29 protein-coding genes, 1 pseudogene and 1 riboswitch are annotated in these 24,764 nt (G+C 28.9%); of the genes and pseudogenes, 22 read left to right on the plus strand and 8 right to left on the minus strand.

Features of this window, described 5'->3' with window-relative positions:
• The first annotated feature begins 245 nt into the window (after positions 1-245).
• The gene (locus tag J2Z24_RS10945; protein ID WP_035144588.1) at positions 246-794 is read left to right on the plus strand and encodes a hypothetical protein; all 549 of its coding nucleotides are present in this window, start codon (positions 246-248) and stop codon (positions 792-794) included.
• A gap of 91 nt (positions 795-885) precedes the next feature.
• On the opposite strand, the gene J2Z24_RS10950 is transcribed toward J2Z24_RS10945, so the two are convergent.
• Positions 886-1,413, minus strand: a complete 528-nt coding sequence (locus tag J2Z24_RS10950; protein WP_035144587.1) for a biotin transporter BioY — start codon at positions 1,411-1,413, stop codon at positions 886-888.
• 247 nt (positions 1,414-1,660) lie between these two features.
• On the opposite strand from J2Z24_RS10950, the gene J2Z24_RS10955 reads away from it, so the two are divergent.
• From J2Z24_RS10955 to J2Z24_RS10970, 4 genes are all read left to right on the plus strand, one after another.
• Complete coding sequence (locus J2Z24_RS10955; protein ID WP_035144585.1) at positions 1,661-2,158, plus strand: GNAT family N-acetyltransferase; 498 nt, start codon at positions 1,661-1,663, stop codon at positions 2,156-2,158.
• 53 nt (positions 2,159-2,211) lie between these two features.
• Positions 2,212-2,466: a TfoX/Sxy family protein gene (locus J2Z24_RS10960; protein WP_035144583.1), complete on the plus strand. Its 255-nt coding sequence runs from the start codon at positions 2,212-2,214 to the stop codon at positions 2,464-2,466.
• A 143-nt stretch (positions 2,467-2,609) separates the two neighbouring features.
• Positions 2,610-3,323, plus strand: a complete 714-nt coding sequence (locus tag J2Z24_RS10965; RefSeq protein WP_051593096.1) for a stage II sporulation protein P — start codon at positions 2,610-2,612, stop codon at positions 3,321-3,323.
• Between the two features lie 276 nt (positions 3,324-3,599).
• Entirely contained in the window at positions 3,600-4,490 is an 891-nt protein-coding gene (locus tag J2Z24_RS10970) for a M23 family metallopeptidase (RefSeq protein ID WP_173680186.1), read from the plus strand.
• Between the two features lie 67 nt (positions 4,491-4,557).
• On the opposite strand, the gene J2Z24_RS10975 is transcribed toward J2Z24_RS10970, so the two are convergent.
• The 3 genes from J2Z24_RS10975 to thiD are packed head-to-tail and all read right to left on the minus strand — an operon-like array spanning position 4,558 to position 6,573.
• Positions 4,558-5,055, minus strand: a complete 498-nt coding sequence (locus J2Z24_RS10975) for an NUDIX hydrolase (RefSeq protein ID WP_035144581.1) — start codon at positions 5,053-5,055, stop codon at positions 4,558-4,560.
• A gap of 9 nt (positions 5,056-5,064) precedes the next feature.
• Positions 5,065-5,721 (minus strand): HAD family hydrolase, encoded by a 657-nt coding sequence (locus tag J2Z24_RS10980; RefSeq protein WP_035144580.1) that lies wholly within the window; start codon positions 5,719-5,721, stop codon positions 5,065-5,067.
• A gap of 36 nt (positions 5,722-5,757) precedes the next feature.
• Entirely contained in the window at positions 5,758-6,573 is an 816-nt protein-coding gene (gene thiD / locus J2Z24_RS10985) for a bifunctional hydroxymethylpyrimidine kinase/phosphomethylpyrimidine kinase (protein ID WP_035144578.1), read from the minus strand.
• A gap of 69 nt (positions 6,574-6,642) precedes the next feature.
• Positions 6,643-6,741: riboswitch (TPP riboswitch) on the minus strand.
• A gap of 198 nt (positions 6,742-6,939) precedes the next feature.
• Between thiD and J2Z24_RS10990 the strand changes: the two genes are divergently transcribed.
• Both J2Z24_RS10990 and J2Z24_RS10995 read left to right on the plus strand, forming a co-directional pair.
• A complete protein-coding gene (locus J2Z24_RS10990) occupies positions 6,940-7,278 on the plus strand; it encodes a DUF4440 domain-containing protein (RefSeq protein ID WP_051593095.1) in 339 nt (112 codons plus the stop codon).
• Between the two features lie 103 nt (positions 7,279-7,381).
• Complete coding sequence (locus J2Z24_RS10995; protein ID WP_035144577.1) at positions 7,382-7,963, plus strand: HAD family hydrolase; 582 nt, start codon at positions 7,382-7,384, stop codon at positions 7,961-7,963.
• Between the two features lie 259 nt (positions 7,964-8,222).
• Here the strand turns inward: J2Z24_RS10995 and thiH are convergent, their stop codons facing one another.
• From thiH to thiS, 3 genes are read right to left on the minus strand one after another with little or no spacing between them, the layout of a single operon-like run.
• Positions 8,223-9,383, minus strand: coding sequence for a 2-iminoacetate synthase ThiH (gene thiH / locus J2Z24_RS11000; RefSeq protein ID WP_035144576.1), 1,161 nt, complete (start codon positions 9,381-9,383; stop codon positions 8,223-8,225).
• A gap of 11 nt (positions 9,384-9,394) precedes the next feature.
• The gene (locus tag J2Z24_RS11005) at positions 9,395-10,165 is read right to left on the minus strand and encodes a thiazole synthase (RefSeq protein WP_035144575.1); all 771 of its coding nucleotides are present in this window, start codon (positions 10,163-10,165) and stop codon (positions 9,395-9,397) included.
• A gap of 53 nt (positions 10,166-10,218) precedes the next feature.
• The gene (thiS, locus tag J2Z24_RS11010; protein WP_035144574.1) at positions 10,219-10,416 is read right to left on the minus strand and encodes a sulfur carrier protein ThiS; all 198 of its coding nucleotides are present in this window, start codon (positions 10,414-10,416) and stop codon (positions 10,219-10,221) included.
• A gap of 301 nt (positions 10,417-10,717) precedes the next feature.
• Between thiS and J2Z24_RS11015 the strand changes: the two genes are divergently transcribed.
• From J2Z24_RS11015 to J2Z24_RS11080, 15 genes and pseudogenes are all read left to right on the plus strand, one after another.
• Positions 10,718-11,254, plus strand: coding sequence for a GNAT family N-acetyltransferase (locus tag J2Z24_RS11015; protein ID WP_035144572.1), 537 nt, complete (start codon positions 10,718-10,720; stop codon positions 11,252-11,254).
• Positions 11,255-11,365: 111 nt separating this feature from the next.
• Positions 11,366-11,572, plus strand: coding sequence for a M48 family metalloprotease (locus J2Z24_RS11020; protein WP_338078437.1), 207 nt, complete (start codon positions 11,366-11,368; stop codon positions 11,570-11,572).
• Complete coding sequence (locus J2Z24_RS11025; RefSeq protein WP_051593094.1) at positions 11,547-12,005, plus strand: M48 family metalloprotease; 459 nt, start codon at positions 11,547-11,549, stop codon at positions 12,003-12,005. Before J2Z24_RS11020 ends, J2Z24_RS11025 begins: the two co-directional genes overlap by 26 nt.
• Positions 12,006-12,668: 663 nt before the next feature.
• Positions 12,669-13,637 carry a glycosyltransferase family 2 protein gene (locus tag J2Z24_RS11030; RefSeq protein ID WP_035144570.1) on the plus strand — a complete coding sequence of 323 codons (969 nt, stop codon included), beginning with the start codon at positions 12,669-12,671 and terminating at the stop codon, positions 13,635-13,637.
• Complete coding sequence (locus tag J2Z24_RS11035) at positions 13,621-14,046, plus strand: GtrA family protein (protein ID WP_035144569.1); 426 nt, start codon at positions 13,621-13,623, stop codon at positions 14,044-14,046. The genes J2Z24_RS11030 and J2Z24_RS11035 overlap by 17 nt, the downstream gene beginning before the upstream one ends.
• 65 nt (positions 14,047-14,111) lie before the next feature.
• Complete coding sequence (locus J2Z24_RS11040) at positions 14,112-16,307, plus strand: glycosyltransferase family 39 protein (protein WP_035144568.1); 2,196 nt, start codon at positions 14,112-14,114, stop codon at positions 16,305-16,307.
• Between the two features lie 50 nt (positions 16,308-16,357).
• Positions 16,358-16,903: pseudogene (locus J2Z24_RS11045) on the plus strand (UTP--glucose-1-phosphate uridylyltransferase); the annotation flags it as partial.
• Positions 16,904-17,017: 114 nt separating this feature from the next.
• Positions 17,018-17,692, plus strand: coding sequence for a response regulator (locus J2Z24_RS11050; protein ID WP_035144567.1), 675 nt, complete (start codon positions 17,018-17,020; stop codon positions 17,690-17,692).
• Positions 17,692-19,194, plus strand: a complete 1,503-nt coding sequence (locus J2Z24_RS11055; RefSeq protein ID WP_035144565.1) for a HAMP domain-containing sensor histidine kinase — start codon at positions 17,692-17,694, stop codon at positions 19,192-19,194. Before J2Z24_RS11050 ends, J2Z24_RS11055 begins: the two co-directional genes overlap by 1 nt.
• A 259-nt stretch (positions 19,195-19,453) precedes the next feature.
• A complete protein-coding gene (locus tag J2Z24_RS11060) occupies positions 19,454-20,038 on the plus strand; it encodes an HMA2 domain-containing protein (protein WP_035144563.1) in 585 nt (194 codons plus the stop codon).
• Positions 20,039-20,144: 106 nt separating this feature from the next.
• Positions 20,145-20,432 (plus strand): hypothetical protein, encoded by a 288-nt coding sequence (locus J2Z24_RS11065; RefSeq protein ID WP_241392959.1) that lies wholly within the window; start codon positions 20,145-20,147, stop codon positions 20,430-20,432.
• A gap of 23 nt (positions 20,433-20,455) precedes the next feature.
• The gene (locus J2Z24_RS11070) at positions 20,456-22,093 is read left to right on the plus strand and encodes an HAD-IC family P-type ATPase (protein WP_307861365.1); all 1,638 of its coding nucleotides are present in this window, start codon (positions 20,456-20,458) and stop codon (positions 22,091-22,093) included.
• A 26-nt stretch (positions 22,094-22,119) separates the two neighbouring features.
• Positions 22,120-22,665 (plus strand): HAD-IC family P-type ATPase, encoded by a 546-nt coding sequence (locus tag J2Z24_RS21775; protein WP_307861366.1) that lies wholly within the window; start codon positions 22,120-22,122, stop codon positions 22,663-22,665.
• Complete coding sequence (locus J2Z24_RS11075) at positions 22,666-23,511, plus strand: hypothetical protein (protein WP_035144561.1); 846 nt, start codon at positions 22,666-22,668, stop codon at positions 23,509-23,511.
• 58 nt (positions 23,512-23,569) lie between these two features.
• On the plus strand, positions 23,570-23,905 hold the full coding sequence (locus tag J2Z24_RS11080) for a hypothetical protein (RefSeq protein ID WP_241392960.1): 336 nt from the start codon (positions 23,570-23,572) through the stop codon (positions 23,903-23,905).
• Between the two features lie 51 nt (positions 23,906-23,956).
• Here J2Z24_RS11080 and J2Z24_RS11085 read toward each other — a convergent pair whose 3' ends face one another.
• On the minus strand, positions 23,957-24,763 hold the full coding sequence (locus tag J2Z24_RS11085; protein ID WP_035144560.1) for a cell wall hydrolase: 807 nt from the start codon (positions 24,761-24,763) through the stop codon (positions 23,957-23,959).
• Position 24,764: the final 1 nt, after the last annotated feature.

A 24,764-nucleotide genomic window follows, 5' to 3' on the forward strand; every position in this document is an offset into this window, starting at 1 on the left:
TGGAAAATAATTCACGATATTATATATAATGGAACACAGAAATAAGAAAATAAAATTAGCATTTTAGTCTATATTTTTTTACTCTAGATCCATAGATAAAATATTGCTAGTAATATATGAAACTATGAGGTATGAAATCAATATATGCAAATTAATAATAGAAATAATAGAATGTTGAAGTTATATGGAAAAGGGTTTAATTCAGAAAAGTTAATAGAAATATTAAAAGGGGAGAGGGATAAATCATGAATTTTGTTATTGAAGAAGAAAAAGTTCATAATTTTATCAAAGATTATTTTAAATATTTATATTTAAAAACATTTTTGCTTATGGATGTTATATGGATTTTAATATTTTATATTGAAGAGAAGAATATAAACATATTAACTTTAGCAATAATTATATTTACTACTATTATGGGAACTACTATGGGAACTTTTTTTATGTATAGGTTGCATTATAATGAAGTTGCTAAATATGTTAAAAATTTTTACAGTAGTAATCAGCATAAGGAAAAAGAAGATTCAATTAAACTGATATGTAATTTTAAAAAATATGATGGTCCTACGTTTGGTGTTTTACATGTTTATTGCAAAAAAATACTATTTATTCCCTTTAAGGAAGAGCTTCAATATGAAAAGATAATAATTAACCATAATAATATAAAAGATATTCGTATTAATAAAAGTTCTAAAGCTATAGAGATTTCATACAATAATAGAAAAGTTTTATTTGCATTACCGGAAAGGGAATATTGTATTAAACAAATAAAAAATAAGATTTTGCTGAATTAATGAAATTAATAAAATTAGTCTAAGGTTCAGTTAGAGTTTAGTTAAGAAAAGTATTCTATTCAGATGAACCTTAGTCTTTTATTTAAGTGTTTTATATATTTATGTTTACTCTACTTTTAATCTTTAATCCTATAATGTAAGCAATAAAGATTTTAATAAGATCAAATAGTACGAAAGGTAATACTGCTACATTTATGGCCTTTAAAATAGACATACCAGTGACTATAGAAAGTTGAATTGTTCCTAATGTATAGCAAAAAACTAATGATAACAGAAGTCCTATAGCTAGCATACCTTTATCTTTGGATTTTTCAAAAAAATAGCCAACTATTAGTGCCATAAAAGGAAAGGCTATAATAAATCCACCAGTAGGTCCAACAATTGATTGTATTCCACCACGAAAGTTTGAAAATAAAGGTACTCCTACAGCACCTAAAGCCACATATATTAATTGAGATATAAAAGCTTTTTTATAACCTAGTATTATTCCAGTTAAATAAACAGCGAAAACCTGCAGTGTAAAAGGTATTGGATGGATAGGTATAGAAATTTGAGAGACAACACCTGTTATTGCAGCAAACATTCCACATAAGACTAAATCTTTAGTTGATAATTTCATTCATAATGCCCCCTTTGAAAATTACATTTCTAATATTTAAAACTAAGAAATTCTTGATTGAGTATAATAGTATCATAGATAATTCAATTTGTAAACTTTAAAATTTTAATAGGTTAACAATAGTTTGGTAAATTCAATTATATTTTGAGTATCTCTGCAATAAAATATATTTACTAAGAAGGGTTTCTTTTTAAATAAATTAAATGCTATAATATTTACAAAATTTAAAATTAGAGGTGAGGAATAAATGAGAAAAGCTGTTATAGAAGATTTAAAAGATATTATGGCAATTATAAAGGAAACTATAGTTGAGATGCATTCTTATAACAATTATCAATGGGACGAAAATTATCCTAGAGAAAAGGATTTTATAGATGATATTAAAAAGGAACATTTATTTGTTAAAGAAAAAGAAGGAAAATTAGTTGGTTTTGTGTGTATTAATAAAGTACAACCAGTTGAATACAATGAATTAAATTGGTCATTGAATGAGGAAGCTATAGTTATCCATCGAATGGCGGTTAATCCATCCTGTAGAAGAGAAGGAATTGGCACAAAATTAATAAAATTTGCGGATAAATTAGCTTTAGAGAACAATATAAAATATTTAAAAACAGATACATATTCATTAAATAAAAAAATGGATGCTTTATTTAGAAAGTGTGGATATAATTTTGTTGGAGAAATGAGTTTTATAGGAAAAGGAAAGCCATTTTATTGTTATGAAAAAGTATTAAATGGATAATATCAATCTAAATAAAGTTTATAAGACAAATAAAGAAAAGCAGGGGGTTGTTTATGGAAAAACTATCTGATATGCCCAATATAGGCAAAACCTTAGAAAAGAAATTAATAGAAGCAGAAATCAATAGTCCAGAAATGTTAAAAAGCTTAGGAAGTAAAGAAGCTTTTATAAGAATAAAGATTATTGATAATACTGTATGTTACAATACATTATGTGCATTAGAAGGTGCAGTACAAGGTACTCGATGGCATAACTTGACTGAGATGTGTAAACAGGACTTAAAAAACTTTTTTCAATCCTTTAAATAGAGAAAAGAAGATACTTAAAATGAGTTTTCATTATAGTGCAAAAACTTGGTATGTGGATTAATTTTAATTATGGAGAATTCACTTTATTTTCGCATAATAAAGCATAGGTTCTAATATAATTATGTGAAAGGAAGTGAATAAATATGAGAAATACTTACAAAAGTATTATAATTGTAGCAGTAGTTTTTACTTTAGGAATTCTAGCATGGCACAATTTTTCGGATTCAGGAGTGAAATCTAATGCTAAAAACACAGATGATAAAAGCAATGTTACTTTAAATAATAGTAATAAATTGAGTGAAGAGAAGACTATAGAAAAGTCTTCACGTAATATAGTAATATACAACACTCATGCTGATGAAGAATATGTGTCTGGTAAAAAAGTAACAGATGCAGCTGCTTTAATTAATGACAGACTTAATAAAGAAGGGTTAAATAGTAAGTTTATAAAATGTAATCCGCCTAAGAAGTATGCAAAGGCGTACGAAGCTTCTCGTGAGATAATAACTAATAATGTAAAGGATTATGTTAATGCAGTTTTACTCGACATACATCGAGATATAAGTGAAAATCCTAAGTCAGATACAAAGAAAATACTTATAACACTTGCTAAAAAAAGTCCACATTATGAAAGTAATAAAAAATTTGCTGAAAATCTATTAAAAGAGATAAATAAATCAAAGTCAGTTAAAGGAGAAATAACATTATTTGAACAAGGTATATTATATTTTAATCAAGACCTATCTAGTAATTCAGTTCTTATAGAACTAGGTAATAATAAATCTAGTAACAGCGATGTTGAAGAATGTATAAATGCGCTTGTTTCAGCATTAAAGAATGTAGAAAATATTTCTTAAAATATTAAATGATGTGCTGATTGCAGAAGAGCTAGAAAGCAATAAAACAACAATAGAAGATACGATAGATAGTATTAAAAAAGTTATAAGAGGTTTCTCTTATAGCTTTTTTTACTTGTCTGATGGTGGTAAACATTTTATAAGTGAATCTAGTATAACCAGAAATATAAATATTGAATAAATTTTATATTTAAATTATCGATAAAATAAAAAAGACAAAAAATATTTATATTAAGAAGTTACTTATAACCGTTTAATAAAATAAGGAGGAATAGCATGAAGAAAGTAAATTTTATTAGTATATTAAACTGTATAATGATTATTATGTTAGTTGTAATATGGGGAAGTGTTTTTCTTATTCATGGAATAACAGGAGCCGTTGCATGGGCATTAGCTAAAATGGTGATTGCACCACTTGGCGTTATTTTATTAGTTATTAATTTGATATTTTTTATTAAATGTTTAATTAAAAATGAAAAATACATTCCATCTTTAATTGCTGTTATTTTATCAATTTTAACTGCACTTCCTATATTAATGCTTACCAATGTTTTAAAGGTGGAGTATCCTGCTAATATTGATAAAGTTCAACCTTCAATTACAGTAAAATGGCCATTAAAGGAAAAATCTATAGTTGGATGGGGTGGAAATACCATTGAGGTAAATGCTCCACACTCTATATGGGCATCTGAAAGATGGGCCTATGATTTAGTTATGGAACCTGAGAATATAGGTAGTAATAAGCTTAAAGATTATGGGATTTATGATAAAGAGGTTATTTCACCTGTTAATGGAACAGTTATTGCTGCCTATGATGATGAAGAGGATATAACGCCAAATACAGAAGAATTTTTATCAATGGAAGGTAATCATGTGTATATAAAAATAGATGAAACAGGTACTTATTTATTGTTAAATCATTTGAAAAAAGGTAGTGTAGATTTGAAGGTAGGAGATAAGATAAGTGAAGGTGAATTTATTGGAAAAGTCGGAAATTCAGGTTCAACTTCTGAACCACACCTACATATACATCATCAACGTCAAGATCCAACTAAAACTATTTATCCGATTTTTGCAGAAGGATTACCACTTTATTTTAAGAATATAAAAGGCAAAGATGGAAAAGTCATGCCTAAAAGAGGAGAAATCGTAATTCCTGAAAACTGAGGTGGGGGAAAATTTAATTTTCCCTCGTACTTTTTGCTATAATGGTATTATGTTTGTTATTTTTAATTTATATAGGATTGCTAAAATCCCATGGCAAATAATTTAACAGTGGATGTAAACAACCATTATAAAACAGATTTTTTATTTCATGCTCTGACATCCATTTTGCGTTGATAACTTCTTCTTTTTGTAATACCAAATCATATGGTGTGGCATTTGAATGAAACAGCCACACATCGTAAAAATCCTGGTTTTTTTCTCGACGTTCACTATGGAGTAATTGACCTGCGCTTGCTTCAAGGTCAATGCCTAATTCCTCTTTAACTTCACGCAATGCTCCTTGTAAACTTGTTTCTCCTAATAAAACAGAACCGCCGGTACATTCCCAACATTTTGGATATGGTTTATCTGGATGTCTTTGTGACATGAGATAGTTCCCATCCTGGTTTTTTATCCATATACTTACTACAAGATGATAAAGTCCTGAGGGTATAGGATTTCCTCTTTGATGCTGCAAAGTTGTTTTTTCTCTATTTTCATTATATAAATCCCACAATTCTACCATAGTTTCACCTCACCTTTTTTCTGGAATAGGAGCATTACAAAAGTCATATAAATAACCATCAGCAATATTTATAATATCTGTTTTATACATTTCGCAATACTTATCATATATTCCGTAAACTTTCATACCTGCCTTTTTGGAGCTTTCTATGGCAGGAGCTACATCTTCAAAAACAATACAGTCTTTTGGAGATACGCCTAACCTTTCAGCTGCTAACAAAAAAACATCTGGACGTTCCTTTCCATAGTTAACTTCATCTGTAGAACATATTGTATCAAACAACTGAAGAATGTTGTTATTTTGCAGGGCAGGAGTATAAAGAACCCTTGGCAATCCTGTGGCAATTGCTAGTTTTACACCTAAAGATTTTAATTTTAGTAAATATTCTCTTGCATATGGTTTTAATTGAACGTTGCAACTGTATTCATGTATAGCCATGTTGTTCCATTCGATAATTATATCTTCCACTTTTTCATCCAACCCAAACAGGCCAATTGTATATTCAGCCGCTTTTTGAAAGCTACGTGCACAAATTTCATTTATGTATCCATTTGGAACTGACAATCCTCTTTTATTAAGAAAATCTATATCTATCTTTTCCCATACATCCATTGAATTAAGCAATGTTCCATCTAAATCAAAAATTGCTGCTTTGAAGTTATCCAAAACTAAATTCTCCTTTCAATAAAGATTTTATTAATGTTATTTTTCATTAGTTCCTTTGAACAAGCCATTCTCATATAAGTTATAAAAATGATGAGTAGGACCGTTTCCTTTACCAATAGGAAGAGAATGTTCAATAGCCGTTGTTATATACTTCTTTGCTTGTTCTATTGCTTGTGGTATAGAAAAGCCAAGTGCTAGGTTTGAAGCAATAGCAGAAGAAAAGGTACAGCCTGTACCATGTGTATTTTTAGTGTTTATACGATGAGTTTGAAAGTTATAAAACTGTTTTCCATCATAAAGAATATCTAAGGCATTTTCTATAGCATGACCACCTTTCACGATAACATTTTTACAGCCCATTTCATAAATTATTTTTGCTGCTGTTTTCATGTCATCAGTACAATTAATTTTCATGTTTGCTATTTTTTCAACTTCAGGAATATTAGGAGTAAGAACATCAGCACAAGGAATAACAATTTTTATTAAGGTATCTACTGAATTAGGGTTCATTAGAGGACATCCATTTTTTGCATACATTACTGGATCAATTACAATATTTTGAGGTTTATATTGATGTAGTTTATTTACAACAGCTTCCATGCAAGGTGGGGTGGATAGCATACCCACTTTTACTGCATCAACATCAATATCTTCAAAAATTGCATCTATTTGTTTTTCAATAATATCTGGTGTAACATCCTGTATGTCTATTACACGACTTGTATTTTCTGCTACTACAGAAACAATAACACTCATTCCAAAAACACCATGAGCGGAAAATGTTTTTAAATCTGCTTGTATTCCAGCGCCTCCGCTACAATCTGAGCCTGCGATACTTAAAACTTTTTTCATTTTACAACAACTCCTTTCAAAATAAAAAAGAGTGCTTTTTTAAGAAGCACTCAAAAATCACATACACCTAGCGTAGGTGATTTGGCTCCCTACGTTAGTATTAGCTAACAGGTTCTAAGGGTCAGATGTTAATCTTTCTCAACTAAATAAGTTCCCCTGCAAATAAAATGGTTTTCAATTTTTAAACATTATGGAACAGTTTGACATAAATGTTCAAATTTATTATATCACAAAAATATGGACTATTATACAATAAAATATAACAAAGTTTGGTTTTATTTCATTGATATGTAAATGACATAGTAGTAAAATAATAGAGAAAGGATTCAAGATTAGGCTTAATGACAATATTTCGGGAGGATAATAATGAAAACAGAATTGCTTGAAAAACATATATATGACCTTGAAAAAGAAGCATTAAAAACTGAAACACGGCAATCAGCAAAACGAATAAGTGAACTGCTTTCAGATGATTTTACGGAATTTTCTAGCTCTGGACAAGTATATTACTATAATAAAGGTGATGTGTTTGATGAAAATAATGATTCTGTTGAAATAAATTGGGAAATTAAAGAATTTGCAATAAAATTACTATCTCATGATGTTATATTATCAATGTATAAAGTAATTAAACATAGTGAATTAAATGAATCTAAAAAATATTCACTTCGTAGTTCTATATGGAAATGCTTTAATGGCACATAGAAAATGATTTTTCATCAAGGTACGTTAACATCTAAGTTTTAAATGTAGGGTATAAACTTTGGATATAAAGATCAAGTGAATCTAGAATGAATGAGGGGATTAAATGATTAAGAATGTTATTTTTGATTTAGGTAATGTATTAATAAATTTCAATCCAATGGAGTATTTACACAAAAAGGTAAGTGATAAAGAGAAGATTCAAGAAATTTTTGAAGAAATATTTTTAAGTGAAGAATGGGCCATGCTTGATAAAGGTGTAATTACAGAAGAAGAAGCTATAGAAAGAATATGTAGTAGAAGTAATGGAAATGACGAACTAATAAGAGTAGTTATGGACAATTGGTATGAGATGCTTACACCTATTGAGGATATAGTAGAGACATTAAAAAGACTAAAAGATAAAGGATATAAAGTTTATTATCTATCAAATTTTCATATGCTAGCTTTTGAAAATGTTACTAATAGACATGAGTTTTTTAAATACTTTGATGGAGGAGTTGTATCATTTAAAGAAAAATTATTAAAGCCTGAAAAAGATATTTATAATAAATTAATAGAAAGATACAAAATTAATCCCAAAGAATCAGTTTTTATTGATGATACGGAGATAAATATTGAAGGAGCAAAAAAACTTGGATTTAACACAATACATTTTAAAGATAATATTGATCTAAAAGACCTTTAAATTCATGAAAATATAAACTATAGGGAAAGCGCAACTATTTTTTAGAAGATAGGGTACTTTTAGCTTTAAAATATGCAAATAGACCAGAGTAAATATATTTTAAATTAAAAGAACATTAATAGTATTTTACTCAAAAAGATTATACATTTTTTGCTTAAGAGATAAAAGAGGCTGCCTGAAAATAAGAAATATATTACAATATATTTTCGGACAGCTCTTTGTTTAGCAATTTTAGAAAAAATATTACTTGAATTTAACTTTAGACATATACATAGTCATTCATTACTGGCTGTAATCCATGGTCTTTTATTGACTGATATACTTCTTCTACAGAGCGGCTATCTGCAATTTCAAATTGGTCATCCCCTGTATCATCTATTTCTTCCACATGACTTCCAATGCCAGTGCTGACACCAGCTGAAATCTTAGTAGCTGCTAAACCAATTACATTATCACGGAATCTGGCACATTCTCTTGTCGAAATAGTAATACTTGCAAAAGGCATAAAGAGACGATATGCTGTAATAACCTGTAAAAGCTGTGGTTCATGTACATCTTTAGGATTGATTTTATCATTATTTATAATGGGTCTAAGCCTTGGACATGAAAATGCAATTTCTGCATGAGGATATTTTCTTTGCAGAAGATATGCATGTATTCCTGTAGCAAAAGCATCTTTACGAAAATCATCTAGGCCAAGCAAAGCTGCAAAGCCAACGCCACGCATTCCACCCTTTAATGCTCTTTCTTGAGCATTAAGTCTATATGGAAATATACGCTTATGTCCTTCCAGATGAAGAGTCTCATATTTATCTGAATTATAAGTTTCCTGAAATACAGTAACAAAATCTGCACCACATTGATGAAGATATTCATATTCATCAGAATTCATAGGATATACTTCTAAAGCTACTAGCTTAAAATATTTACGTGCAATTTTACATGTTTCACCAATATATTTTACATCTGACATCTTACGGCTTTCACCAGTAAGGATCAGAACTTCTTCTAAACCAGTTTTAGATATAGCCTGCATTTCCTTTTCTATTTCTTCTGAATTTAATTTTGCACGACGTATTTTATTATGGCAATTAAATCCGCAGTAAATACAATAATTTTCACAGTAATTGGCTATATATAAAGGGGTAAACATATAAACAGAATTACCAAAATGTTTTCTTGTCTCCTTTTGTGCTAACTGAGCCATTTCTTCTAAAAATGGGGCAGCTGCAGGAGATAATAAAGCTGCAAAGTCTTCTACTGTACGAGAATCATGACTTAAAGCTTTTTGTACATCTGTTGCTGTATATTGATTGTAATCATAGGCCTCCATACGGCTGATAACTTGATCCATTACGTCTGACTTAAGTACTTCCATTCCTAGCATATATTCCATATGATTTATACGCTGCTTATTCATGACTAAACCTCCTATTGTTTTAAAAATCCAGTTAATGGTGAAGAGGCAGATGCACCCTTGTCCAATACACGACCTAAACCAGAAAGATAGGCTGCACGTCCTGATTCAATAGCTTGTTTAAAGGCTCCTGCCATAGTTGGAATATCACCAGCAGTTGCGATTGCAGTATTAGCCATAACAGCTGCAACCCCCATTTCCATAGCTTCGCAGGCTTGAGATGGACGACCTATTCCTGCATCAACTATAATTGGAAGGTCAATTTCATCTACTAATATTTTTATAAAATCTTTTGCACATAGTCCCTTATTAGAACCAATTGGAGATGCCAATGGCATAATACAGGCAGCTCCTGCGTTAGCTAAATCACGAGCCACATTTAAATCCGCATGCATATATGGCATTACTATAAACCCTTCCTTGGCAAGAATTTCTGTAGCTTTAATGGTTTCATAATTATCGGGAAATAGATATTTTGAATCACGAATAATTTCAACTTTTACAAAGTTTCCACAACTCATTTCTCTTGCCAGTCTTGCAATTCGAACTGCTTCTTCTGCACTTCTAGCTCCGGATGTATTAGGTAGTAAAGTTACCCCATCTGGAATATAGTCTAAAATATTTTCCTGACTATTGGTATTAGCACGTCTTAATGCTAATGTAATCATCTCTGCACCAGCATACTCTACTGCTGCTTTAATTAAATTTAAATTGTATTTTCCTGATCCTAGGATAAATCTGGAGGAAAATTCATGGCCTCCAATTGAGAATGTATCTTTTTTCATTATATCTTCTCCTTTAAACGTATTCTATAATTAAGATAATGGTATGCTTGATTCTAGCCACCTCCCACAAAACTAACTACTTCTAAGGAATCACCATCTTTAATATTTATCTGGTTATACTGAGATTTTGATATTATCTCACCATTTAATTCAACCACAATTCTTATTAACGAATATCCTTCATTAATAAGAAGATTATATAAAGATATTCCATTTGCATTATGTATTTGTTTACCGTTTACTTTTATCATTTATTCACCTCTTTTTTGTTTGTTAAGCAAAAAAGGCCACACGAAGAACTACACCCATGGTGGTGTACCCCTTCGTGTGACCTTCACACTCTGGCAATCATTATAGCATTATAGTAAGTTAGTGTCAAATTGAATTTAATGGGAAAATAGATTGCATAAATAATATAAACTTTACAACACGCTTATTATATTATAAATGATAGATTAGATGAATAGGGCATAGAGAATAGAAATGGCTTGGATTTAATTTATGATAATGATAAAATATAGGATAAAAACAAATAAATGGAGGGGTTATTCTATGTATTATGGAGAAAAAATTAAATTAAGAGCCTACAAAAGAGAGGACATACCTTTAGCTTATGAATATATGAATGATAGTGAGTTGAAAAGATTACTAGGAAACAAAATACCGTATCCTATGATATTGGAAGAGGAAGAGAGATGGTTTGAAAATCTTATAAATTCAGAGAATAGTTATGATTTTGCTATAGAAGATTTAAAAAGTGGCAAGTATATAGGTGGATGCGGAATAAATCAGATTAATTGGCTTAATAGAATAGCAACTATAGGTATATTTATAGGAGATAAAAATTATTGGGGAAAAGGATATGGAACAGATGTTATAAACACTTTAGTTAAATTTATATTTGAACAAATGAACATGAATAAAGTAAAGTTAAAGGTGTTTTCTTTTAATGAAAGAGCAAAAAAATGTTATGAAAAGTGTGGATTTAGGTTGGAAGGAGTTTTAAGACAAGAACTTTTTAGAGATGGAAAATATAATGATGAATATATTATGTCTATTTTGTTTGAGGAATGGAATAAAATAAGCTAAAAATATGGAGTTAGATTAATCTATATATTAACATATTTGATAACATTATCTATAATAGTATGTGGAAGGAGTCGATTAGTTGAAGGAGTATTATAAATTAGTCTTAAGAAAATCAATAATGCTTTTACCTATGGACACATTCCAAAGAATGCAAGATTAGTGGTTACAACAGGTATTTTAGACATATTAAATGAAGAAGAACAAAAAGCTGTAATTGCCCATGAGTTAGGGCATATAAAGCATTATGATTTTATTGTTATGATGATAGTATCATTAATTCCAATGATACTTTATGATATATATAGCAACAAAAGCTAAGAAAACAGATAAAAAATATATTATTGGATTAGGTGCTTATGCAGCATATCTATTAAGTGGATTTTTAGTTTTGGGGTTCTCAAGAATAAGGGAATATTATTCTGATAATTTTTCTAAAGAGATAATGGGAACTGGTGAACATTTAAAAAGTGCTTTAATAAAGATAGCCTATGGTACTGCTAGCAGAAATAAAGATGAAAATCCTAGAACTTCTTGTATGGCTTTCACAAATAATCTTCAAAATGATTTTTTGATGTTGTCAACTTATAAATTAGAAGGAGAAAGTAAGTTGAATCTTAATTTAATGAAATGGGATCTAAAAAATCCATGGGCAAAGTGGTATGAAATAAATAGTACTCATCCATTAACAGGAAAAAGAAGTGGAAGTTATAGGATGATACAAAAGAAATACAAGACCTTATTTTGTATGTAAATATATAATAAATGATGAAAAGAAGATTCAGTGTTATAACTATTTATTAATGAAAATACTTGCGTATTCTCTTATAGTTATAGGCTTGTGTATTAAATTTTTTTAATTTAAATAGTTTAAAAAACAGCCCTGTGCAGTTATATTATCTGCATTGGGCTTTTGTTTTGGTTAACAATGTGATGATTTTTAACGGAAGTTATCTTTCTGTATCAATTTCAATAATTTGTCCGCACTTACGACAGTGGAATATGTGATTTTTAGCATACAGTAGACGTTCCATATTCTCTCTTGTACCACAATAAGGACAACGGCATTTTTTAAACATAATAATTAGACCAATAGTAAATGGAATTAATGAAATGATAAAAAGTGGCCACCATATTATGCCTAAAAAAAATAATAACATAAATGTTAACAATAAAAATAAAATGATTTTCATCATTTCCCAAGATATTTTTTTCATAAAATAGTTTCTTCCTAAAAACTTTTTATGATGAATTATATGATAGCTATGAAATAAATTGTATTTATATATTTATTATAACATTTAAATTGTAGTTAAGTTGTGATTAGACTGTAACAAAACTGTGACAATTTAAATCTAAAATACAGATATAGATTAAGCATTATAATTTTAAATTTAAAATGATTGAGGTGAGAGAAATGAGTGAAATTATAGTTTATTCTGTGGTAGTGCCTTTATTTAATGAAGAACTTGTTATTGATGAAAGCTACAAAAGATTAAAACAGGTTATGGGTTCTACAAAAGAAAATTATGAGATCATATTTGTAAATGATGGAAGTAGAGATAGAACAATAGATAAAGTAAAAAGCATATGTAACAATGATAAAAATATAAAACTTATTAATTTTTCAAGAAATTTTGGTCATCAAGCTGCTATAACAGCAGGAATGGATTTAGCACTAGGAGAAGCAGTAATTGTAATAGATGCAGATCTTCAAGACCCACCTGAAGTCATGCTTAAGATGATTGAGAAGTGGAAGGAAGGGTATCAGGTTGTATATGGAAAAAGAGTAAAAAGACAGGGAGAGACATTTTTTAAAAAATTCACTGCTAAAATGTTTTATAGAATACTAAAGAGTATGACTACTATTGATATTCCTGTAGATACAGGAGACTTTAGGCTTATAGATCGAAAAGTATGTGATGCTATGATAGCACTCCCTGAAAAAAATAGATATGTAAGAGGGCTAGTTAGCTGGGTTGGATATAAACAAACATGTGTGGAATTTGTAAGACAAGAAAGATTTGCCGGGGAAACTAAATATCCTTTAAAGAAAATGATGAAGCTAGCTTTAGATGGCATAACGTCTTTTTCTTATAAACCTCTTATAATCTCTGGATATTTTGGCAGTATGGCTTTCTTAGGAGGAATAGTTACATCTATATTTATTATTATAAAAAATATATTTAATAGAACAGAAGTAATAAACTTTGCATTGATTATGTTAATTAATATAATGATGTTTGGTTTAATTCTTGGTAGCATAGGTGTAATGGGACAATATATTGGTAGAATTTTTGATGAAAGTAAGGGAAGACCTATTTATATAATTGAAAGCACAATAAATTATAAGAGAGTTGATAAAAATTATGAAAATAGTAGGTAGAATAACCAATTATATTTTTAATGGAAGATTTAAAAAAGTAAGCCGTTTTTCTATAGTTGGAGTATTAAATACTATTATAGATTTTACTGTATTTACAGTGTTTAATAGTTTATTTGGATTAAATTATGCCATAAGTCAAATAGCAGGATATAGCTTTGGTATTCTAAATAGCTTTATATTTAATAAAAATTGGACTTTTGAACGTAAAAAGGCTAGTAAAAAGACAGTTCATGAACTTTTGAAGTTTATTTTAGTTAATATATTTTCGCTTATAATTACAATAATATCTATGAGAGTTTTTATAGATAATTTTAATTTTAATGTATATGCAGCAAAAATAGTTGTAACTTTTATAGCTCAAATAACAAATTTTCTTGGTTATAAGTTATTGGTGTTCAATCAAGTATAATGGTGAATTTTGAAATAAATATTTAAAAATGAAACATAGAACTTTCTAATGGGAGGCGATAAATTATGAAAAAAATAAAATTTACAAAAGAAACTTTAGCATTATCACTAATTTTAATATTATCTGCAGTATTAAATTTTGCCAATATAGCTATAGAAGGATATGCAAATGGATATTATGCTGCTGGTGTAAAAAGTATGCTTATGAATTTTAAAAATTTCTTTTTTGTATCCTTTGATCCAGCAGGATTTGTAACTATTGATAAACCTCCTTTGGGTTTTTGGATACAAACTATATCAGCAAAAATATTTGGATTTAGTGGATGGAGTATACTTTTACCTCAAGCTCTTGCAGGAGTAATTTCTGTTGGAGTTATATATCACCTTGTTAAAAGATCCTTTGGAAGTATAGCAGGATTAATTTCAGCGTTATGTCTTGCAGTAACTCCAGTTTTTGTAGCAGCAAGTAGAAGTAATACAATAGACAATTTACTTCTTGTAACTTTGTTGTTTGCTTGCTTAGCTCTTCTAAAAGCAGCAGAAAAAGGGAAAATTAAGTATCTTATTATAAGTTTAGCACTTGTAGGTATTGGATTTAATATAAAAATGTTGCAGGCTTATATGATAGCTCCAGCTTTATATATAACTTATCTTTTAGGTTCAGTTATACCTTTCAAAAATAGAATAAAACATCTTATTATAGGTACAGTTGTTCTTTTTGCAGTATCTTTGTCTTGGGCTGTAGTAGTAGATTTAGTACCAGCGCAAAATAGACCATTCGTGGGAAGTAGTACAAATAATACAGTTAAAGAACTTATATTTGGACATAATGGTTTAGAGAGAATTATTGGCGGCAATGGAACACCAGGAGGAACAGCTCCAGGTAAAGATGGACAGGAGATTAAGCCACCTAAAGATCAGATAGATAGCACTTCTAGTGCAACTGAAAATACAGAAAATAAAAATCAAAGTAGTGATGGAAGAATGATAGGAAATATTTCTAATGGCAACGGACAATATTCAGGACAGATGGAATTTAACCCAAATGGGCGAGATATGCAGCCACCTAAAATGGGAGACATGGGACATGGTCAAGGAGGATTAGCAGGGTCTTTTGGAGGAGAAACACCAGCTGATATTGCAAGATTATTTTCTAAAAATGTTTTATCAGATCAAATAGTTTGGTTTTTGCCACTTGCTATATTTGGATTTTTAGCAGCAGCAATAAAAGAAAAATTAAGATTTCCTTTTGATAATGAAAGAAAGTTATCTTTAATGTTATGGATTATTTGGTTAGTACCTGAATTTATATACTTTAGTTATACGAAAGGATTATTTCATCCATACTATTTAACCATGATGGCACCACCAGTTGCAGCATTAACAGGAATTGGAGTTACAGAAATGTGGAAGCTTTATAAAGAAAATGAATGGAAATCATGGATTTTACCAGTGGCATTTATTATAGAGGGTTTAATTCAATTATTAATGCTATCCTATTTTAACAATATACCAAATACTATGAAAGTGATAATTATAGCATCACTAATTTTATGTTTTGTATGTTCCATTGCACTTGGAATAACTAATTTAGTAAAAAATAAAGAAACAATTTCAGAGAATATTGATAATGAATTAAAACAGAATAAAATTATAAAATTTAAAAAAGTACTAGTAACTATTGGATTTATGGGGATTTTAGTAACACCTGCAATTGGTGCAAGTACTCCAATATACAATAAACTTAATGCAGTTACACCTTCTGCTGGTTTAGAGCTTCTTTCTAGTAATAAAGCTCCAAGATTTGGAGGAAAGGAGTTTAATAGTAAAAATACAAAACTTATAGAGTTTTTACAAAGCAATAAGACAAATGAAAAATATCTTTTAGTAGTTTCATCAGCTAATGAGGCTCAAGACATAATAATTAATACAGGTGAGTCTGTAATGGCTCTTGGAGGTTTTTCAGGAAGTGATAAAATACTTACTTTAGATGAATTCAAGAAAATGGTTACTAAAGGAGAAGTAAGATATGTAATGGTAGGAGGGATGAGAGGAAGAGATTCAAGCAGTGATATTATGAACTGGGTTAAAGAAAATGGTAAGATTGTTCCAGAAAATCAATGGAAGGATGTTACTCAATCAAATGGTGAAATAAAAAATAATGACATGGAAAAGAAGTCTACAGATTCAGAAAATCAGCAAATGGGTAGACTAGGTGAAATGAACTCCCAGCAGTTATATGATTTAAAAGGTAATAACTAAGAATAATATACACAAAATTTAAAATGCTTTAGAGAAAGGAGTTAATTTTTATGAAGGTAAGAAAGGCAATAATTCCTGCAGCAGGCTTAGAAACAAGATTTCTACCAGTGACAAAAGCTCAACCTAAAGAAATGATGCCTATAGTAGATAAACCTACTATTCAATATATAGTTGAAGAAGCTGTTGCTTCAGGTATTGAAGAAATATTGATAATTACAGGTAGGAATAAAAGGGCTATAGAAGACCATTTTGATAAATCTGTTGAACTTGAAGATGAGCTTAAGAGTAGTAATAAAAAAGAATTACTTAAATTAGTTCAAAATAAAAGTAATATATCAGATATTTATTATATACGTCAAAAGGAGCCAAAAGGATTAGGACATGCTATAAGTCTAGCTAAAACTTTTGTAGGAAATGAACCTTTTGCAGTAATGCTTGGTGATGACATAGTCCATAGCAAAGTTCCATGTCTTAAGCAACTGATGAATTGTTATGATAAATATAAAACATCTATTTTGGGGGTACAAGAAGTTAATAAGAAGGATGTATTTAAATATGGCATTGTAGATGGAATAAAAATTGATGATAGAGTTTATTGAGAGAAGATCTTATGTCATATCTTCTAAATATAAATAAAAAATAATATTGTCACAAAACTGTAATAATAATGGTATATAATATATGCAAAAACAGTTTTGCGGAGGGGTATTATGAAGGGCAGAAAGATATTAGTAGTCGATGATGAACCTTTAATAAGGAAACTTGTAACAGATTTTCTTAAAAAGGAAGAATATATTACTACTGAAGCTGAGGATGGAAGAAAAGCTTTAGAGATATTTTCAAATGAACAAGATATAGATTTAATTATTTTAGATGTTATGATTCCTGAATATGACGGATGGACTGTGTGTAGAGAAATAAGAAAAAAATCTAAAATTCCAATTATAATGTTAACTGCAAGAGGAGAAGAATTTGATGAAGTTTTTGGACTAGATATTGGAGCGGATGAGTATATTACAAAGCCATTTAGTGCAAACATATTAATAGCAAGAGTAAATGCTGTATTAAGAAGAACACTAGATATGGATGAATCTATTAAAGAATTTGGTGGATTAACAATAGATCATAATGCACGCCACGTAGCTATTGAGGGTTATACAATTGATTTAAGCCCAAAAGAGTATGAACTATTAATTTATCTTACTGAAAACTATGGTAGAGCACTAAGCAGAGAACAAATATTAGATAAGGTATGGGGATATGATTATTATGGAGATTTAAGAACAGTAGATACACATATAAATAGACTAAGAATAAAATTAGAGTCAAAGAGTAACTATATTCATACTGTAAGAGGATATGGATATAGATTTGAGGTCCAATAATGAATAGGTCTATAAGATCAAAGCTTTTTATATTTATAACCTTTCTATTAATATTTTTTAGTGCTCTTTTATGGATTTTAAATAGTGTATATTTTCAACAATACTATATAAATAAAAAGAAAAATATACTTATACAAAATGCAAAAAAATTAGCCGTTATGTATAAAGGGAATGTAATAGATATACAGGATGAATTGGATAGAACAGCTAATATAACAGGAAGTAATATTGACATAATTAATAAGAATGGAAAGTTAGTATATAATTCTTCCCGTAGAATGTTAGAAGAAAAAAATATTATAGATAATGGTGAATTAAAGGAAAGACCTAAACCTCCATTAGATGGACCACCTGATATTGATACTATTGATAAATATATTGAAGGAGAATATATTTTTGAAACTCGAAGGGATATTAAATTAAAAATAGATTTTCTTGCTCTTGTAACAAAATTAAGTAATCAAGATATACTTACTATAAGAGTTCCCTTAGTTTCTATAAAAGAAAGTGTAGATATTGCAAATAAGTTTGTTATTATTACAGGAGTTATAATTATAATTTTTGGAAGTGCGGGAGCTTATATATTCTCTAGAAAATTTACAAAACCTATTTTAGAGTTGAATAGTATTGCACAAAATATGGCTAAATTTGATTTTACCCAAAAATGTAACATAAGTGGTAAAGATGAAATAGGGCAACTTGGTAAAAGTGTTAATCACTTATCTGATGAGTTGTATAAGGCAATTACAGAGTTAAATATAAAGAATCAAAAGCTTGAAAAGGATATTGAGAAAGAAAGAAAAATAGATGAAATGAGAAAAGAGTTTATATCTAGTGTTTCGCATGAGTTAAGAACTCCTTTAGCTCTAATACAAGGTTATGCAGAAGGACTTATTAGTAATGTTGCTGAAAGTGAAGAAGATAGAAAATTCTACTGTGATGTTATTATGGATGAGACTATTAAAATGAATAAACTAGTAAGGGACTTACTAAATCTTTCTCAAATTGAATCGGGATATTTTCAAATTGAAAAAAGTGAATTTGATCTAATGGTTTTAATAAAGGATGTACTTAATAAATATAAATCTATTTTTGTGGAGAAAAATATTAGTATAAAATTTGAAGCTGGAGAAAGCTGCATTGTCTATGGAGATAGAGTAAGAATTGAGCAAATACTTATAAATTATGTGAATAATGCTATAAATCATGTGGATGAAAATAAAATCATTGAAATAAGTAAAGTTATTAAAGAAGACAAAATAAAAGTAGGTGTATTTAATACTGGAAAGCATATACCAAAAGAATCTTTAGAAAAATTATGGGATAGTTTTTATAAGGTAGATAAAGCAAGAACAAGAGCTTATGGAGGATATGGATTGGGACTTTCTATAGTAAAAGCAATTCAAGAACTTCACAATAATGAATATGGTGTAGAAAATGTCCAAGGAGGAGTAAATTTTTGGTTCGAAATAAATAGAAGAAAAAATAAAATTTTGGATTAATTTGTTTGAAATTTAGATAAAATATGATGAAATTAACTGCAATAACAAGATAGTGCAGTTAATTTTTTATATACTAATAAATATAAGAAATATAAAATAAATTTGCAATTTGATATTGAAATTCATTATCAATAATGTATAATAATTTTATGGATATTTCTATGTATAATTTTGGGGAAATAAGTTAAAGTTTTACTAAACTCCACTATATGTATACAATAATGGTTTGAAATTAAAAACTTTTAAAAGGGGTGACTTAATGAATAATAGTATTTTGAAGTATGTACTATATAGTTTAAGCATATGGGCAGTAAATGAAGTTAGAGACAAAGCTAATTTAAGTGGAAATAACAAAAAAAATTTAAAATCAAATATTCCAAGTTTTAGAGGAATTTTAGAAGTAAAACATTATTTGCCTGGAAGAATAAGACTTTATATACCACTGTTAAAAAATAACAAAGAGGTAGAAGATGTGTTATTTACTCAACTTACAAGAATAGATTCTATCCAATCTATAGAAATAAGTCTAGTAACAGGAAGTATACTTATACATTATGATGAAAGTAAAATAAAACCTATTCTTTTAATGGGAGTTATTATAAAACTTTTAGGTTTTGAACAGGAAATAAATAAAGAACCTGAATCTTTAGTTAAAAAAGAAATTATGAATCTAAAGGATAGTGTAAATTTAGCAGTTTATGAGAAAACAAAAGGAATTTTCGATATAAAAGCAATTATGGTACTAGCATTATTAGTAAGTGGTATTAATAAGTGTATAAAAGCTCCAAATATGTCCCCAGGAGGAATAACATATCTATGGTGGGCTTATTCTTATATCAAATAATTGGGAAGGATTTTATGTTTGATTTAAAAAAATATATAATAAAACATTTACCAAAATTAAAGTTGTACATAGTATACCAGGAAGAATAAGACTAAAATTATCCAATATGACAAAGTTACCAAAAGAATGTAAGTTTTATGATAACTATTTAAAAGGAGCTATTACAATGATTGAAGGTATAGAAGAGGTAAACTTTAATTATATTATAGGAACCATAATTATTAAATATAACATTAACAAAGTTTATGAAATTAAAATATTAAAATGGTTGGATAAAATAGTAGAAATAGGAATAGATAATTTTGAATTTATTCAAACATATGGTGAGAAGAATCTAGATTATGTAATAAAAACTTTAGAACAGGATTTAAAGGATGCTATTAATATTATTTAAAATAAGTTTTTAGGAGGAGACATATGACACTTAGAAAAAGCATACCACTGTTTAAATGTAGTGTTGTACATAGTATTTCTGGTAGAATACGTATAAACTGTAGAGCTTTGAAACATTTATCTAAGTTTAAATATAAAATACAAGAAACACTAAAAGACATGAATTTTATAAAGGATGCTTCCATAAATAATATAACCAAAAATGCGCTTATATACTATGATAAAAATTTGATATCTCAAGATGAAATAATAAATGTTTTTGAAGAAGTTATTTCTGCTTATTCCCTTGTAGCATATAAAGCTGAAAGGGAAGAACAGGCAAAGGAAATATCCCAAGAAAGAAGTGCAAAACAGGAATCAACAAGCAGTATACTTAAAAGAGTAGCTATTAATGTAGGAACTTTAACTTATTCATTAATGAAAAAAAATAGTATTCCAGTAAACACTAATAATTCTATATATAGTAGATTTACAACAGTACCAGCAGTAGCAAGCATGTATTTAACATTACCTTTATTTAAAACAGGATTAGGATGTTTTAAAAAGTCTTTAAAACCTAATGCAGACACATTAAATATAACTTCAATTATTACTAGTTTATTATTAGGTAAAGATATTTCAGCTTTAACAGTGATATTATTATCGGATATTGCAGAACTTTTAACATCTTATACTATGGAAAAAACTAGAAATTCTATAAAAAATATGATTGCATTGAATGAAGAATATGTATGGAAACAACTAGAAGATAAAAGGGTAAAAAAAATATCTGTAAAAGAAATAAAAGAAAAAGATCTAGTAGTAATGCATACAGGTGAAAAAATATGTGTTGATGGAAAGGTAGTATCAGGAGAGGCAGTAGTAGATCAATCTCCTATAACTGGTGAGTTTATACCACAGATAAAAAGAAAAGGAAGTTATGTATTTGCAGGAACGGTAATTAAAAACGGAAATATAACTGTATGTACAGAAAAAGCTGGTGATAAAACTGTAGTATCGAGAATAATACATCTTGTGGAAGATGCAGCTTCAAAAAAAGCTCCTATTCAAGATTATGCAGATAAATTTGCAAGCTATTTAGTTCCATTTAATTTTATTTTTGCAGGAATAACCTATTGGGTAACTAAAAGTGCTACTAGAGCACTAAATATGATGATTATAGATTACTCTTGTGGAATAAAGCTTTCAACAGCAACAGCTTTTTCAGCAGCTATTAATACTGCAGTTAAAAATGGAGTTCTTGTAAAGGGTGGAAACTATATAGAAGTTTTAGCAAATTCAGATACTTTAATATTTGATAAAACAGGAACTCTAACTGAAGGGAAACCACAAATAGTAAGCATTATTCCAGGAGACAATTCTATAGGAGAAAATGAAATAATAGAAATAGCTGCCGCAGCAGAAGAAACCTCTAGTCATCCTATGGCGTCAGCTATTATGGCAAAATTGAGGCAAGAAGGATTAAAAGCTCCTAACCATAATGACATAATAACTTATGTAGGCAGAGGGACAGAAACTAATATAGATAAAGGCGTTGTAAGAGTTGGAAGTAAAGCATTTATGGAAGAAAATAATATAGATTATAAGAATCTAGAAAATAAATCACAGGTGCTTATTTCACGGGGAGAAAGCATTATATATGTAGCTTTAGAAAAAAGGTAATAGGATTACTAGGAATACAAGATAAAATGAGAGAAAATATGAGAAAGTCTATAAATAATTTGAGATATAAAGGCATAGATGAAATAATGCTTCTAACAGGAGATTTAAAAGAACAAGCAGAAATAGTAGCTAATAAAATGGGCGTTGATAGTTATAAAGCAGAACTTTTACCAGAGGATAAAGCCGAAACAGTATTAAAACTTCAATCACAGGGTTCTAAGGTTATAATGGTTGGAGATGGAATAAATGATGCCCCAGCTCTTGCCTATGCCAATGCAGGAATAGCTCTTGGGGGAAAAAGTACAGATGTAGCTGTGGAAGCTTCAGATATTACTATTCAGAGCAATAATCCTATGATGCTAACAACTACAGTAGATTTATCGAAAAAGACTATGAATATAGTAAAACAGAATTTTGGATTAGTAATAAGTATAAATAGTATAGGGCTTCTTTTAAGTGCAGCAGGTGTGTTGCCAGTATTTTGGGGAGCTGTACTACATAACTCCAGTACTATATTTGTGGTTTCAAATTCACTTAGGCTGCTTTTTTATGATATGGAAAGGGGAGTATAAATGAATCAACCTGAAATAATAATTTTACATAGTCTTCACAATAGAATCAGAGTAAAGTTATCACATCCATTAAGAAACGTTGGACAGGCTATTCGTAAGATTAAAGAAAATAACGAAATACTTAAAGTAGAATATAATCCTATTACTAAATCTATACTTGTGCATTTTAATTATTTAAAAGTGGAAATGGAAGAAGTAATTTTTAGAATAGCTATTGCCTATTCGGAACAATATGATATGGTTCCAATTAAATTACTTAGTAATACTCCAACGAGGGATATGCCAGCCTTAGCTCATTATTCTATAATGGCAATTGTAGGGGCAGCAATTGTAAAATTTTTAGGTATTTCATCAAATAAAAATATACAAGATTTGTCAAATTGGATAGCTGTTGGCACTACAGTTGGAGCTATAATTGAACATGGATATAAAGAAATAAATGAAAAGGGAGCTTTTGATCCTGAAGTAGTTTCAGTTATGTATCTTATAAATTCAGTAAGTAAAGGTAATTTTATAAGAGCAGCAGCCCTTACATGGGTAACAACTTTTGGAAGACATATTTTGGATTTTTATTATGAAGGAATATCTATAAAAGTAAATAAACTCAAAAATTCATGTACACAGGAGGAATATTATGAAATTTCTCTGTGCAAAGGGGAAGACATTTATAAAAAAGTTGATTTTATGAAAGCATTCGTAACAAACTTTATTGAAAAACAAAATTTTACATTTGGAAACAATATCTTAATTAATAAAGGTGGCATGATGAGGAATGGAAGAAATGCTTACACAAGGTCTACTCAAGGATGCAATAGAATAATAATGGATGCTAAATATGGAAATTAATTTAGTATAGCTAAACAAAAAATATTTATAATATGCAAAATTTAAGGGAGGAAGAATTATGATATTACAATCAATTAACAAGGATCATATTAAAGGAGCATTAGTAGGAGTAGGTATATGTGCAGCAGGATATTACATATACAAGAAGAATCAAACACAGGTAGATTCATTTTTAAAAAAGCAGGGAATTAAAGTTCCAAATAGTACAATTAAGGATTATAATACAATGTCTTTACAGGAGCTTATGGAAACTAAAGAATTTATAGAGGACATAATAGCAGAAAAAGAAATGAGCATGAATGTGCAAGAAGAAGTTATAGAAAATATAGAGCCAAGAGTAGAAGAGAATACTATTTCTAAAGATTTAGAAGAAGATATAGTACAGGAAAGCTAAAATAAAAGTCCATGACTTAAATTTAAGTCATGGACTTTTATAAGGTTGTAATTATTTAACAAAAACCATATTTCCAATTCTAGCTAATATAGGTTTAGACCATAACCATGTATTGGTAGCACTGTCATCAAAATAGAATAATGCTCCCTTACTTGGATCTGAACCATATAAAGCTTCTTTAGCTGCTTTTTTGGCAGTATCAGTAGAAGGCTTATTTATCCAACCATTTACTACAGGAGTAAATTGAGCATAGCCATTAATTTTTTGATAAATTACGGATGAAATATTATTTGGAAATTCAGAACTTTGTACTCTGTTTATTACTACGGCAGCAACACCAACTTGAGCACTATAAGGTTGATTTTGTGCTTCAGCAGTTACAAGTCTTGATAAAAGGTCTAAGTCAGCTTCAGTATAACTTATAACTGGCTTTTGTGTAATTGGCACACTAGATGTTGTAATGCTTAAATTAGAATTTTGGCTTGTCCCACTACTTGGACTTATTCCAGGTAAATTAAGTATTTGACCAGGATAGATGTTATTATCCCATTTATTATTAGCCCTTCTTAAATTGTATAAACTTATACCATATCTTTTAGATATTAGATATAAACTGTCTCCACTTTTTACAGTGTATGTGCTACAAGGAACTTTTAAAACTTGTCCTGGATAAATAGTAATTTCGTTAATGTTATTAGTCTTCATTAAATTATTTGAGGATGTATTAAAAACTTGTCCTATTTTATACAATGAGTCTCCTGATACTACAGTATAACTACCTGCGAAAGCTGGACTAGATATAGTTACACATAAAGTTAGTGCAACTAATATTGTTTTTAAAGATTTGAATTTTAACATA

Source organism: Clostridium tetanomorphum, assembly GCF_017873215.1.
In the GTDB taxonomy this organism is placed as follows: domain Bacteria; phylum Bacillota; class Clostridia; order Clostridiales; family Clostridiaceae; genus Clostridium_AO; species Clostridium_AO tetanomorphum.

Bases quoted from the DNA above. Each gene is read 5' to 3' on its own strand.
- J2Z24_RS10945 (WP_035144588.1), top strand. From the start codon at position 246: ATGAATTTTGTTATTGAAGAAGAAAAAGTTCATAATTTTATCAAAGAT.
- J2Z24_RS10950 (WP_035144587.1), bottom strand. From the start codon at position 1,413: ATGAAATTATCAACTAAAGATTTAGTCTTATGTGGAATGTTTGCTGCA.
- J2Z24_RS10955 (WP_035144585.1), top strand. From the start codon at position 1,661: ATGAGAAAAGCTGTTATAGAAGATTTAAAAGATATTATGGCAATTATA.
- J2Z24_RS10960 (WP_035144583.1), top strand. From the start codon at position 2,212: ATGGAAAAACTATCTGATATGCCCAATATAGGCAAAACCTTAGAAAAG.
- J2Z24_RS10965 (WP_051593096.1), top strand. From the start codon at position 2,610: ATGAGAAATACTTACAAAAGTATTATAATTGTAGCAGTAGTTTTTACT.
- J2Z24_RS10970 (WP_173680186.1), top strand. From the start codon at position 3,600: ATGAAGAAAGTAAATTTTATTAGTATATTAAACTGTATAATGATTATT.
- J2Z24_RS10975 (WP_035144581.1), bottom strand. From the start codon at position 5,055: ATGGTAGAATTGTGGGATTTATATAATGAAAATAGAGAAAAAACAACT.
- thiD (WP_035144578.1), bottom strand. From the start codon at position 6,573: ATGAAAAAAGTTTTAAGTATCGCAGGCTCAGATTGTAGCGGAGGCGCT.
- J2Z24_RS10990 (WP_051593095.1), top strand. From the start codon at position 6,940: ATGAAAACAGAATTGCTTGAAAAACATATATATGACCTTGAAAAAGAA.
- J2Z24_RS10995 (WP_035144577.1), top strand. From the start codon at position 7,382: ATGATTAAGAATGTTATTTTTGATTTAGGTAATGTATTAATAAATTTC.
- thiH (WP_035144576.1), bottom strand. From the start codon at position 9,383: ATGAATAAGCAGCGTATAAATCATATGGAATATATGCTAGGAATGGAA.
- J2Z24_RS11005 (WP_035144575.1), bottom strand. From the start codon at position 10,165: ATGAAAAAAGATACATTCTCAATTGGAGGCCATGAATTTTCCTCCAGA.
- thiS (WP_035144574.1), bottom strand. From the start codon at position 10,416: ATGATAAAAGTAAACGGTAAACAAATACATAATGCAAATGGAATATCT.
- J2Z24_RS11015 (WP_035144572.1), top strand. From the start codon at position 10,718: ATGTATTATGGAGAAAAAATTAAATTAAGAGCCTACAAAAGAGAGGAC.
- J2Z24_RS11025 (WP_051593094.1), top strand. From the start codon at position 11,547: ATGATATATATAGCAACAAAAGCTAAGAAAACAGATAAAAAATATATT.
- J2Z24_RS11030 (WP_035144570.1), top strand. From the start codon at position 12,669: ATGAGTGAAATTATAGTTTATTCTGTGGTAGTGCCTTTATTTAATGAA.
- J2Z24_RS11035 (WP_035144569.1), top strand. From the start codon at position 13,621: ATGAAAATAGTAGGTAGAATAACCAATTATATTTTTAATGGAAGATTT.
- J2Z24_RS11040 (WP_035144568.1), top strand. From the start codon at position 14,112: ATGAAAAAAATAAAATTTACAAAAGAAACTTTAGCATTATCACTAATT.
- J2Z24_RS11050 (WP_035144567.1), top strand. From the start codon at position 17,018: ATGAAGGGCAGAAAGATATTAGTAGTCGATGATGAACCTTTAATAAGG.
- J2Z24_RS11055 (WP_035144565.1), top strand. From the start codon at position 17,692: ATGAATAGGTCTATAAGATCAAAGCTTTTTATATTTATAACCTTTCTA.
- J2Z24_RS11060 (WP_035144563.1), top strand. From the start codon at position 19,454: ATGAATAATAGTATTTTGAAGTATGTACTATATAGTTTAAGCATATGG.
- J2Z24_RS11065 (WP_241392959.1), top strand. From the start codon at position 20,145: ATGACAAAGTTACCAAAAGAATGTAAGTTTTATGATAACTATTTAAAA.
- J2Z24_RS11070 (WP_307861365.1), top strand. From the start codon at position 20,456: ATGACACTTAGAAAAAGCATACCACTGTTTAAATGTAGTGTTGTACAT.
- J2Z24_RS21775 (WP_307861366.1), top strand. From the start codon at position 22,120: ATGAGAGAAAATATGAGAAAGTCTATAAATAATTTGAGATATAAAGGC.
- J2Z24_RS11075 (WP_035144561.1), top strand. From the start codon at position 22,666: ATGAATCAACCTGAAATAATAATTTTACATAGTCTTCACAATAGAATC.
- J2Z24_RS11080 (WP_241392960.1), top strand. From the start codon at position 23,570: ATGATATTACAATCAATTAACAAGGATCATATTAAAGGAGCATTAGTA.
- J2Z24_RS11085 (WP_035144560.1), bottom strand. From the start codon at position 24,763: ATGTTAAAATTCAAATCTTTAAAAACAATATTAGTTGCACTAACTTTA.